This is a genomic window from Thermobacillus xylanilyticus (assembly GCF_907165215.1).
GTDB lineage: Bacteria > Bacillota > Bacilli > Paenibacillales > Paenibacillaceae > Thermobacillus > Thermobacillus xylanilyticus.
Genome location: NZ_CAJRAY010000061.1, coordinates 25,617 through 37,896 on the forward strand (window position 1 = coordinate 25,617; position 12,280 = coordinate 37,896).

Below are 12,280 nucleotides of genomic sequence, written 5' to 3' on the forward strand. Positions count from 1 at the left end.
GGATGAACGCATCGGAGGAACGGATATGATCCCGCGATATTTGGTCGACGCGGCGCCGGACGAGCTGCCCGTCGTCGAGAAGGACGTCATCGTGATCGGGGCCGGCATCGCCGGTCTTTTTACCGCCATCAAGGCGAGCGAACGGCATTCGGTGCTCATGATTACGAAGAAATCGCTGATGGACAGCAACACCCGCTATGCGCAGGGCGGCATCGCCGCCGTCATTTCCGACGAAGATTCGCCGGCGCTCCACCGGCAGGACACGCTCATCGCGGGCGCCGGCCTGTGCTCGCACGAAGCGGTCAATGTGCTGGTGCATGAAGGGCCGGAAGGCGTCCGTGAACTCATCCGGATGGGCGCGCAGTTCGATCAGGAGAACGGCGAGTTCGCGCTGACGAAGGAGGGCGCCCACAGCCAGCGGCGCATCCTGCACGCGAACGGCGATGCGACGGGGTTCGAGATCGTGCGCGCCTTGTCGGAGAAGGCGCTGGCCAATCCGAACATTGAAGTGTGGGACGATCACTTCGCCATCGATCTGATTACGGATGACGGGGAATGCCACGGCGCGCTCGTGCAGAAGCCGGACGGCTCGCGGCTCATCGTCCGGGGCAAGGCGACCGTGCTGTGCACGGGCGGCACCGGACAACTGTACCGCTATACGACGAATCCGGAGGTCGCGACGGGCGACGGCATCGCGATGGCGTACCGCGCGGGCGCGGAGATCCGGGATATGGAATTCGTCCAGTTCCATCCGACGGCGCTCTGCTATCCGGGGGCTCCCCGGTTCCTCATCTCGGAGGCGGTGCGCGGCGAAGGCGCGGTGCTGCGCAACATCGGCGGCGAGCGGTTCATGTCGCGGTACCATCCGCAGCTCGAGCTGGCGCCGCGCGACATCGTCGCCCGCGCGATCGTCAGCGAGATCGAGCGGACGAAGTCGACGTTCGTGTACATCGACATTACGCACGAGCCGGCCGATCTGGTGCGCCGGCGGTTTCCGACCATTTACGAATATTGCCTGCAGTACGGCCTCGATCTGACGAGCGACTGGATTCCGGTCGCGCCGGCAGCCCACTACATGATGGGCGGCGTGAAGACCGACCTGTACGGCGAGACGAACATCCGGCGCCTGTTCGCCTGCGGGGAATGCTCGTCGACCGGTGTGCACGGCGCCAACCGGCTGGCCAGCAATTCGCTCTCCGAAGCGATCGTGTTCGGCCGCCGCATTGTGGAGCGGATCGGGCAGCTCGGGCCGCTGGCCGGAATGCCGAAGTTCGAGAGCGGAGAACCGCGCACGCAGCCGTCCACCCAGGCGGCCATCGAGAAGCGGCTGAAGCTGCAGAAAATCATGCTGCGCTGTTCGGGACTCAGGCGGGACGCGAACGGGCTGAACAAAGGGCTGCTGGAGCTGAAGCGGCAATTGCCCATTTTCCAGACGGTGCTGACGAAGCGCGAGGAGTACGAGTTCGCGAACCTGCTCACCTGCGCGCTGCTCACGACGCAGGCGGCGCTCGCCCGCGAAGAGAGCCGCGGCGCGCATTACCGGGAAGACTTCCCCGAGCGGGACGATCTGCTCTGGCGCAAGCATATCGTCCTGCATCGCGAGCGGGGGATTTACGAGGAGCGGATCGACGATGTTTGAGCTGGACCGTTACAATGAAGCGATCCGGAGCATGATTCGCGGATGGCTGGACGAAGATATCGGATACGGCGACATTACGACGGAATCGACAATTCCGGCGGGCAGCCGGCACAAGGCGGTCATTCATGTGAAGGAAGACGGCGTGCTCGCCGGTTTGCCCGTCGCCCGGCTCGTCTTCCATGTCGTGGACCCGACGCTGGAATTCCGCGCTCTGGCGGAAGACGGACAGAAGGTTGCCAGGGGAACGGTCATCGCCGAAGTCGAGGGCAGCACCCACAGCATTCTGACGGGCGAACGGCTGGCGCTCAATCTGCTGCAGCGGATGTCGGGCATCGCGACGAAGACGCGCCGGTTCGTCGACGCCCTCGAGGGACTGCCGGTTCGGCTCGTCGATACGCGCAAGACGACGCCCGGCCACCGGCTGCTCGAGAAGTACGCGGTCCGCATGGGCGGCGGCGCGAACCACCGGTTCGGCCTCTATGACGCCGTCATGATCAAGGACAACCATATCAAAGGGGCCGGGGGCATCCGGGCGGCGGTCGCCGCAGCGCGGGCGCGCATTCCGCATACGATGACCATTGAGGTGGAGACGGAGACGATCGAGCAGGTCCGGGAGGCGCTGGAAGCCGGCGCCGACATCATCATGCTCGACAACATGCCCCCCGCCGGGATGGCGGAAGCGGTCAAGCTCATCCGGGAGCGGGCGCCGCACGTGAAAATCGAGGCATCGGGCGGTGTCAGGCTCGACACGATCCGGGAGATCGCGGCGACGGGCGTCGACATCATTTCGGTCGGCGGGTTGACGTACTCCTTCGATTCGCTCGACATCAGCCTTGATCTCGGAGACAAGAAGCCGGGAGGGACGCAGGCATGATTCTCGCGGCGGATGTCGGCAACACGAACATGGTGCTCGGCATTTTCCGGGGATCCGAATTGCTGCACCATTGGCGGCTCAGCACGAACCGGACGGCGACGGCCGACGAGTACGGGATGATGCTTCACAATCTGTTTCATTACGCGGGGCTCCGGATGGAAGACACCCGCGGCATCATCATTTCTTCGGTCGTGCCGCCGCTGATGCGGACGCTGGAGCAGCTGTGCCGGCAATATTTCCGCAAGGCGCCGCTGTTTGTCGGCCCCGGGGTGAAGACCGGGCTCAACATCCGCTACGAGAACCCGCGCGAAGTGGGCGCGGACCGGATCGTCAACGCGGTGGCCGCGATCGAGAAATACGGCGCGCCGGTCATCGTCGTCGACTTCGGCACGGCGACCACTTTCGATTACATCGACGCCGGCGGCAACTATCTGGGCGGCGCGATCGTGCCGGGCCTCGCGATCTCGGCCGAGGCGCTCTATCAGCGGGCGGCGAAGCTGCCGCGCATCGAGCTGGCCCGCCCGCGCAGCGTCATCGGACGCAACTCGGTCGCATCAATGCAGGCGGGCATGGTGTTCGGCTATGCCGGCCAGGTGGACGGCATCGTCCGCCGCATCCGGGCCGAGAGCCGTACGAACGCCCGGGCGATCGCAACGGGGGGGCTCGCGGAACTCATCGCGCCCGAGACCGAGACGATCTCGGTCGTCGACCCGCTGCTGACGCTGGACGGGCTCAGATTAATCTATGAACGGAATCAGGACGACACCGGAGGGAGAGTCGAATCATGAACGAATCACGCGGCGCGGATGACGTGCTGGTGCGCGGCATCGCGTGGGGCGGCGGACTCCGCGCGTACGCGGTGCGGACGACCGGACTCGCCGGCGAGCTGCAGCGCCGTCACGGCACGTATCCGACGGCGACGGCGGCGCTCGGCCGGGCGGCCACGGCGGGCGCCATGATGGGCGCCATGCTGAAGGGCGAGGAGAAGCTGACCATTCAGGTCAAGGGTGACGGACCGCTCGGCCAGATCGTCGTCGACGCGAACGCGAAGGGCGAGGTGCGCGGCTACGTCGACCATCCGCAGGTGCACCTGCCGCCCAACGCGCAGGGCAAGCTGGATGTCGCCGGGGCCGTCGGCCGCAGCGGATATATCCATATCGTGAAGGACCTCGGCCTCAAGGAGCCGTACCGCGGCAGCGTGCCGATCGTCTCGGGCGAGCTGGGCGAAGATTTCACTTACTACTTCGCATCGTCGGAGCAGACGCCGTCCGCCGTCGGACTCGGCGTACTGGTTGATGTGGACGGCAGCGTGCTGCACGCCGGCGGCTTTATTCTGCAGATCATGCCGGGCGCGGAGGAGAAGGATATTGCCCGGCTGGAGCAGCGTCTGCAGGAGATGCCCCATGTGACGTCTCTCCTGGACCGGGGCGAGACGCCGGAGTCGATTTTGCGCTTTTTGACGGATGACGACGTGCAGCTGCTGGATGCGATGCCGATTGTCTTCAAATGTTACTGCTCCCGCGAACGGGTGGAGCGGACGCTCGTCAGCATGGGCGAAGCGGAGCTTGCGTCGCTGATCGAGGAAGACGGGCGGGCGGAAGTGACCTGCCATTTCTGTAACTCGGCGTACGAATTCGATCGGCATGATCTGGAGAGATTGCTGGAGCAGGCCAAACCCAAGCAGGATGTGTAAGATCGGAAGGCGGACCATGGAAAATGAGAAAGAACCAGATACTGAAGGCGGTCATCGTCCTTCAGACGGTCTGTCTGATCGCGCTGGCGGCGCTGGTGCTGGTGAAATGGCCGTCAGCGCGCGGCGATGATTTACAGATTGGCCCGGCAGGCGGCCATACCGCCGGCGACCGGGCGGGCCGGCCGGTCGCGGAAATCGGCGGCCGGACGATTACGGCGGACGAGCTTGCGGAGCAGCTCATGCGGGAGCACGGCTCGTCCGTTCTGCGCCGGATGCTGGTGCGCGAAGCGATCCGGCTGGAGGCGGAAGCCAACGGCATATCCGTATCGGAGCGCGAACTGGAAGAAGAATTGGACGAGATGATGTCGGGCTACGGAGACGAGGAAGCGTTCTACGAAGCGATGCGCGAGCAGCTCGGCATGAGCCCGGAAGAGGTGAGGGCGGACGCGGAAGAGCGGCTGCTGCTCGAGAAGATCGCGGTCCGTCCGATTCTGATTACGGATGAGGAAGTGGAGGCTTACATACGCGATCATCCGGAGCTGCTCGAACCGAAGACCAGGTTCACATTCTCCTGGATTGTGACGGAGGAGCAAGACGAAGCGGAGGCGGTGCTGGATCGGCTGAAAAAGGGCGAATCGTTCGAGGAACAGGCGCGCATCTACTCTATCGACGACTACACCGCGGAATACGGCGGTTTCTACGGCACGGTGGAAGCGGATGACCCGTTCCTTGACGCGGAGGTCATGGAGCTGGCCGCATCGCTGTCGCCCGGCGAGCTCGGCGGCCCCGTCGAAACCGCGGACGGATGGGCGGTCATCCGCCTCGAGGACCGCGAGGTCGAGGAACGGCCGGACGAACGCAGGCTGCGGGAGCAGGTGCGGATGCAGCTCGGACTCGCGGCGGCGCCGTCGCTCAAGGAAGTCGAAGAAGCGCTGCTCGGCAAGTACGGCGCCAGGATCCTCGATGACGAACTGGCAGACCGGGGAAGTGCGGAATTCCGGCATGAAACTGGCTATTGACAATTCCGATAAGACATTGTTAAGATGGAAGAAAGCTAAACCCTACTAATTCGGTCGGAAATAAAGGAGGTTCTGCCATCATGCCAAAGATTGTAAACAGTGTTACGGAACTGATCGGGGATACGCCGCTTGTGCGCTTGAACCGGCTCGTACCGGAAGGCAGCGCTGAAATTTATGTAAAGCTGGAGTATCAAAACCCGGGCGCCAGCGTCAAGGACCGGATTGCCATCAGCATGATTGAAGAAGCGGAGAAGCAAGGCCGCATCAAGCCGGGCGACACGATCGTCGAACCGACGAGCGGCAACACGGGCATCGGTCTGGCCATGGTCGCCGCGGCGAAGGGCTATCGCGCGGTTCTCGTCATGCCGGAGACGATGAGCATCGAGCGCCGCAACCTGCTGCGCGCTTACGGCGCCGAACTGGTGCTGACCCCCGGTTCGGAAGGGATGAACGGCGCCGTCCGCAAGGCGGAAGAGCTCGTCGCCCAGAACCCGTCCTGGTTCATGCCGCAGCAATTCAAGAATCCGGCGAACGTCAAGATCCACCGCGAGACGACCGGTCCGGAAATCGTCGAAGCGATCAACTCGCTGGACGGCAAGCTGGATGCTTTCGTCGCCGGCGTCGGCACGGGCGGTACGATCTCGGGCGCCGGCGAAGTGCTGCGGAAGCATTTCCCGCACATCAAGATTTACGCGGTTGAGCCGGCGGCATCCCCGCTGCTCTCCGGCGGCAAGCCCGGCCCGCATAAGATTCAGGGCATCGGCGCAAACTTCGTGCCGGACATCCTGAACCGCGAAATTTACGACGGCGTCATCACGGTCGAGAACGAAGAAGCGTTCGAGACGGCTCGCCGCGCCGCAAAGGAAGAAGGCATTCTGTGCGGCATCTCGTCCGGCGCAGCCATCTTCGCCGCGCTGAAGGTGGCGAAGGAGCTCGGCGCAGGCAAGCGCGTCGTCGCGGTCGTGCCGTCGAACGGCGAACGCTATCTGTCGACGCCGCTGTTCAACTTCGAAAACTGATTCCCGCCTGAAGCACCAACAAGCCCTAACCCGGCATCGGGTGGGGTTTTTTTCATGCATCCGCAGGCCTGCAAATCCACCGCGAATCCGGTATGATGGTGTCACATGAATGAAGCGAGGTTGCTGCGATGGCCGAAATCGAGAACCAAGTCCGATTCGCCGAAGCTTTGCGCGCGGGAGTCGCTTCCCTGAAGTCCCGTCCCGGCTACAAAACAGTTCGGCGAAACCGCAACTCCCACGCCGCCCAACCGGAATCTTATCTGGACAGAATCGCGGCGCAAATCGGCGTCTCCTCCAGCACGCTGAAAAGCTGGATCGGCCAGATGGGACGGAAGTACGTTCCCGGACGCGTGGAGGACGGGAAGCTGTTCGGCCTCCTGTGGATCGTGCTCCGGGACGGCGACCGGCCGACCGACTGGCTCGTCGATGTGCTCGGTTCGACATCCATCCCGGTGTTCACGCCGCCGGCCGAGGGCTGGGTCAGGGCATGCCTGCGCAAGGCGAAGGTGCTCCTGGCAAGCGGCGCGTTCGGGCCGCCGGAGGAGGCGGAGATCGACCGCGTCATCGCGCGCCTGTTCCCGGACGCCCGGGACGAGCGGCCCGTTGCGGCTGGCGGACCGGCAAGGTCCGCGGCGGAGGCCGCCCGGGAAGGGGCCGGGGCGGGGACGGTTCAGCCGCAGCCCGCGGTTGGGGCCGCACCGGAACGGTCCGCCGGCATCCGGCACAATCTGCCGACGCGCTGGTCGAACCGGTTCATCGGCCGCAGGACGATTCTCGACATCCTGAATCGGTGGATGCATACGGCGTCTCCCCTGTGCCTCATCACAGGCTGGAGCGGCGTAGGCAAAAGCACGATCGCGCTGGAAGCGGCGTACGCCTGTCTCGGAGAAACGCGCGGAGAGGCGGCGATCACGGAATCTCCGTGGCCGCGCGTCTCTTGCGCGATCTGGATCAGCGCCGACCTGAAGGGATTGAGCTACAGCTACTTCCTGGACACGATCGCCTATCAGCTGGGAAGGGCGGAGCTGCTCGGACAATCGGAGAACGAGAAGCAGTTCGTCGTGCGGAACGCCCTCGCCCATTATGCGACCGAAGGAACCATCCTGCTGATCGTGGACAACGTGGGCGCGTCGGATCGGGACATTCTGTTCTTCCTGGCCAATCTGCCGCAGGGGACCAAGGCGATCATGACCTCGCGCGATCACCGGCACAATCTGTTCCACGACGTGTCCCGCGATGTGCTCGCCATTCAGGTCGGGGGCATGGAGCGGGAGGATGCGCTGCGCTATCTGCGCCAGGAGACGCAAGTCCACCTCGCCGCCAGCTCCGGTGAACCCGGACGCGGCAACTTGCGGCAGCTCCTCGAATCGGACGACGACATGCTGGCGCAGCTGGTCGAAGCGGCGAACGGCAACCCGAAGGCGCTGTCCCTCTGCATCGCCTACATCGCGGACGGCGTCATCCCCGTCCGGTCGTTCATCCGGGAAGTGCAATCGGCCGGCTACTCGCTCGCCTCGCTGTTCGATTATCTGTTCGGCCACACCTGGGAACGATGCCCGGACAGCGTGAAGAAACTGTGGATGGCGCTCCCGCTGTTCCAGACGCCGCCCGGCGAGCGGAGCTGGGCGGCGGCGGCCGGCCTGAACCGCCGGGCGTTCCATCAGGCGGCGGACCAGATGCGTGCGTACGCGCTGATCACCGCGGAACGATCGGACGACGAGCTGCGCTACCGCGCCCACCAGACGGTCGTGGTGTACGGGGAGCAGAAACTCCGGGAACACGACGAATTCCGGACCGAAGCGCAAGCCCGCTGGCTGGCGGACTACCTGGACTATGTCGAAAACCATCTGGCGCGCCAGCCGGCCGGGCATATCTATTGGAGCAGCCTTCCCGGCAGCGGTTACGCGCGGGTCCGGAAGGAATGGCCCAATCTGTACAAGCTGCTGCAATGGTGCGAAGAGACGGGAAATGACGATTATTTGACCGCGTTCATGCTCAGAATGGCGCATTTCCTCAGCCGGATCAGCCTGCCGCTGCGCATCCGGTTCGGACTGAAAGCGGCGGAGGCCGCGGGCAGGCTGAACCGCGGGCTGCAGGAGGCGCTTTTCCGGATCGATACGGTCGGCTGGGCCTGTTTCGAGATCGGACGGAGCGAAGAGGGGTTTGCGCAGGTTAAGCGGGGACTCGCCATCGCGGAAAGCGCGGCGGGACCGGCATCCGATCCCGCGGAACGGGCGGAGCGCGATGATCTGCGCTCCCTGGGCCTCCAGTTCGAGGCGCGATATCATGCGGACCGCGGGGAGCTGGAGCGGGCGCGGACGCTGCTCGAAGAAGCGATGGCCATCCCGGCTTCGCCGGTCATCCGGCACCGCGCGCTGCTGCTGAAGGGAAACCTCGCGATGCTGCTTCGGGACGACGAGCAGGCGGTTGCGGATCTTGAAGAGGCGAACCGGATCAGCCTCACCTACGGCGGCGAGAAATCGATCGAGCCCCATTATCTGCTCGGCGCGGCGTATGTGCGCCGGGGCGAGTACGAGAAAGCGCGGGAGGCGTTTGAAGCCTTCCTCTACGACCCGGCCCTGGCCAACCAGATTGAACGGATCTACCACGAATACGGCATGGCGCAGCTGCTCGCGGCACAGCATCGGCATCGTGAAGCCCTCGACTTTGCGCGCAGCGCGCTGAACCGCATCGACGCGTGGGAGCCCGGCATCCGCATACGTCCGGAAGTTGCGGCGCTGCATGAGCGGCTGCTGGAAACGCTCGGGGAACGCCGGACGGATTGAAGCAGAAAATGTACAACGCGGCTGTACATTTTTTGTGCGCAATCGGGCCAAAAGGTCAGCGCGGCTTGCTTTCAAGCGGCGGCGGATTCGTGTACATTGGGGTTGATAGAGCCTGAAGCAGGAGGTTCCACAGCTCATGAGCACGATGAAAGCATGCGTGATCGAAGGTCCTCGCCGTGCGGCCGTCCGGGAAGTGCCGATCCCCGCACCCGGCCCCGGCGAAGTGCTGATCCGGGTCGAGCGCGCCGGGATCTGCGGGACGGATGTTCACATTTACAAAGGCGAGTACGTCTCCCCCTACCCGGTCATTCCCGGGCATGAGTTCTCCGGCACGATCGCCGGGCTCGGCGAAGGCGCGGATCAGTTCCGGATCGGCGACCGCGTCACCGCGGAGCCCAACATCCACTGCGGCCGCTGCGCGTACTGCCTGTCCCATCGCGGCAACCATTGCGAGAGCTGGCAGGCGGTCGGGGTCACCCGAAACGGCGCCATGGCGGAATACGTGACGGTGCCGGTCGGCAACGTGTTCCGGCTGCCGGACGGCATGAGCTTCGCCGAAGGCGCGTTCATCGAGCCGCTGGCCTGCGTCGTCCACGCGATGAACCGTCTGCAGCCCGCCCCCGGCGCCCGGACGCTCCTGTTCGGCGCCGGCGCCATGGGACAGCAACTTATCCAGGCGCTCGTCCATGCCGGCGTGTCCGATCTCGCGGTCATCGATATTTCCGAGGGCAAGCTGGCGATGGCCGCGGAGTGGGGCGCCACCCGGACGTTCCTGAGCGGTCAGTACGATGAAGCCGAATTGCTGGATGATTTCCCGCGCGGGTTCGACATTGTCGTGGACGCCACCGGCATCCCGAAGGTCATCGAGCAGGCGCTGAAGTATCTCGGTCCGGCGGGCAAATACCTCCAGTTTGGCGTAACGGCCAGGACGGCGGCCATCCAGCTCAGCCCGTTCGATCTGTTCCAGAAGGACTGGACGCTGATCGGATCGATGGCGACGAACGATACGTTCCATCAGGCGCTGCAATGGGCGAAGGCGAAGCGCATCCGGCTCGAGCCGCTCGTCACGCGCGTCATCGGCCTGGACGATCTTCCGCGCCTGTTCGAAAACGGCGCCGGCCCCGACGACCTCAAAGTGCAGATTCAGATCGGATGATCATCCGATTCCTGAGCGGCACCGCGGATTCATGCGCGGATGCCGCTTTTTCTTTGCCGGGCCGAAGAATCACAGATCTTGACAAAATTTGTCGAGCTATTTAATATTCATAGTAATTTAATTGGACTAATATGAATACATCAGGCTGTTTCGAAAGGATGTGTGTTCCTATGGATTCAACATGGCTGGATAACAATGTGGTGGCCGCGATTCAGACCAACTGGCTCAGCATCGTGTTGGGCCTTGTGGTCATCCTCGCGCTCCATTTCCTTGCCCGGAAGCGCATCGGCTTCGGCACCCGCGTGCTGATCGCCCTCGGGCTCGGCCTGGTCGCGGGGGTTGTGCTGAATGCGGCGGAGGCCAACTACGATGCGATCCAACTGATCGGGTCGATCTACGTCAATCTGATTCGCATGGTCGTCATCCCGCTGGTGTTCGTGCTCGTGATCAACAGCATCATTTCGATCACGGACACGGGGTATCTGAAGAAAATCGGCGGCAAGACGATCGGCTGGTTCCTGCTCACGACCGGCATCGCCGCCGTCATCGGGCTGCTCACGGCGCTGGCGCTGAACCCGGGCGCGGGCATCGACGCCCAAACGCCGGAAGACTTCCAGGCGCGGGAAGTTCCTACGCTGTTCCAGGTCATTCTCGATCAGGTGCCGAACAACCCGATCAGCGACGCGGCCAACGGCAAAGTGGTGCCGATTCTCATCTTCGCTCTGTTTATCGCCATTGCCACGGTGAAGCTCGGCGAGAAGAAACCGGAGACGGTGCAGCCGTTCAAGGCTTTCATTCAATCCGCCACGGAAATCATGCATCAAGTGATCAAGTTCGTTCTCCGTTTCACGCCGTACGGCGTGTTCGCCCTGATTGCCGTCATGGCGGCCCGCTACGGTCTGGAGACGCTTGAGCCGCTGGCGCGCCTGATCGGCGTCAGCTACGCCGCCCTGATCATTCACTTCGTTCTCATTTTCGGCGGATTGGTGCTGCTCGTGGCCAAGGTGAATCCGATCAAGTTCTTCAAAAAGGCATACCCGACCATCGCCGTAGCCTTCACGACGCGGAGCAGCTACGCCACCTTGCCGGTCAATCTGGAAGTGATCACGAAGCGCCTGCGCGTCTCGCCGCGCGTCGCCAGCTTCGTCGCACCGCTCGGCGCCACGATGAACTTCAACGGCTGCGGCGGAATTTGGCCGGCCATCGTCGCCGTGTTTGTGGCCGACATTTTCGGCATCAATCTCTCTTTCGCGGATTACATTTTGATTGTGCTGGTCAGCGCGATTTCGTCCATCGGGGTTGCCGGCGTACCGGGGCCCGCATCGATCTCCACCACGGTGGTTTTGACGGCGCTCGGATTGCCGCTGGAAGGCATTGCGATCGTCGCCTCCGTGGAAGCGTTGATCGACATGGGCCGCACCGCCGTCAACGCTACGGGCACGACGGTCACGAGCCTTCTCGTGGCGAATTCGGAAGGGGAATTCGACCGCGAAGCCTTCGATCGCGACGTGGAAGACGAGCTGGAACTGAATCCGGCGTGATGCGCGGCCGTCATTCAGCGAACCCGGAGACTGTCCCGTCTGCAGGGGCAGTCTTTTTTTGCGCCTGAATGGCGGCGTGCAGGGTGGAAATCGGGCTGCAATCTTGTACGATTAGAATGTGGGAGAGAGGGACTTCCACGACAGGAGGGGAGACGGCAGTTTGAGGAAGAGAGGCTTGGTGCTTGGTGCCGCATCGGCGGTGCTTGTTGCGCTTGTAGGGTTTCTTTTCGTTATGAACCGGTGGTTTTATCCTCCCCTCCCCGTGCCGGACGTATCGGCGAAGGAAGCGGTGAAGAAGCTGGAGGCTTCCGACCGCGTGCTGGCGGAGCTTGCCTCGGCAGGCGGTGTCCGGTGGTATATCGACCGGAACGGCGAGGGAATCGGTGCGGTCGACGATGCGGTCAAGCGGATGAGCGAAGCGGAAGGGTGGACGTTCACGAGCAAAGAAGGCGCCGGCCTGTTCTTTGAGAAGGACGGAGAGAGACGGATCGCGACGACCCGGATCTGGAACCGCAAGTACGTGCTCGTCAAAGTCCAGGACCTGTGACATTGG

General features: G+C 63.6%; 10 protein-coding genes. All 10 read left to right on the forward strand.

Annotation, left to right across the window (positions count from 1 at the left end; genetic code table 11):
• Nucleotides 1-25: 25 nt before the first annotated feature.
• Entirely contained in the window at nt 26-1,639 is a 1,614-nt protein-coding gene (gene nadB, locus KJQ12_RS12095; protein WP_213484877.1) for an L-aspartate oxidase, read from the forward strand.
• Entirely contained in the window at nt 1,632-2,513 is an 882-nt protein-coding gene (gene nadC, locus KJQ12_RS12100; RefSeq protein WP_213484878.1) for a carboxylating nicotinate-nucleotide diphosphorylase, read from the forward strand. The genes nadB and nadC overlap by 8 nt, the downstream gene beginning before the upstream one ends.
• Entirely contained in the window at nt 2,510-3,301 is a 792-nt protein-coding gene (locus KJQ12_RS12105) for a type III pantothenate kinase (RefSeq protein ID WP_213484879.1), read from the forward strand. Before nadC ends, KJQ12_RS12105 begins: the two co-directional genes overlap by 4 nt.
• Nucleotides 3,298-4,206 (forward strand): Hsp33 family molecular chaperone HslO, encoded by a 909-nt coding sequence (gene hslO / locus KJQ12_RS12110; protein WP_213484880.1) that lies wholly within the window; start codon nt 3,298-3,300, stop codon nt 4,204-4,206. Before KJQ12_RS12105 ends, hslO begins: the two co-directional genes overlap by 4 nt.
• Before the next feature lie 23 nt (nt 4,207-4,229).
• On the forward strand, nt 4,230-5,225 hold the full coding sequence (locus tag KJQ12_RS12115) for a peptidyl-prolyl cis-trans isomerase (RefSeq protein ID WP_213484881.1): 996 nt from the start codon (nt 4,230-4,232) through the stop codon (nt 5,223-5,225).
• 80 nt (nt 5,226-5,305) lie between these two features.
• Nucleotides 5,306-6,244 (forward strand): cysteine synthase A, encoded by a 939-nt coding sequence (gene cysK, locus KJQ12_RS12120; protein ID WP_213484882.1) that lies wholly within the window; start codon nt 5,306-5,308, stop codon nt 6,242-6,244.
• Nucleotides 6,245-6,372: 128 nt separating this feature from the next.
• Nucleotides 6,373-9,030 carry an ATP-binding protein gene (locus tag KJQ12_RS12125; protein WP_213484883.1) on the forward strand — a complete coding sequence of 886 codons (2,658 nt, stop codon included), beginning with the start codon at nt 6,373-6,375 and terminating at the stop codon, nt 9,028-9,030.
• A gap of 136 nt (nt 9,031-9,166) precedes the next feature.
• Nucleotides 9,167-10,186: a zinc-dependent alcohol dehydrogenase family protein gene (locus KJQ12_RS12130; RefSeq protein ID WP_213484884.1), complete on the forward strand. Its 1,020-nt coding sequence runs from the start codon at nt 9,167-9,169 to the stop codon at nt 10,184-10,186.
• Between the two features lie 170 nt (nt 10,187-10,356).
• Entirely contained in the window at nt 10,357-11,727 is a 1,371-nt protein-coding gene (locus KJQ12_RS12135; protein WP_213484885.1) for a dicarboxylate/amino acid:cation symporter, read from the forward strand.
• 232 nt (nt 11,728-11,959) lie between these two features.
• Nucleotides 11,960-12,274, forward strand: coding sequence for a hypothetical protein (locus tag KJQ12_RS12140; protein WP_244860589.1), 315 nt, complete (start codon nt 11,960-11,962; stop codon nt 12,272-12,274).
• Nucleotides 12,275-12,280: the final 6 nt, after the last annotated feature.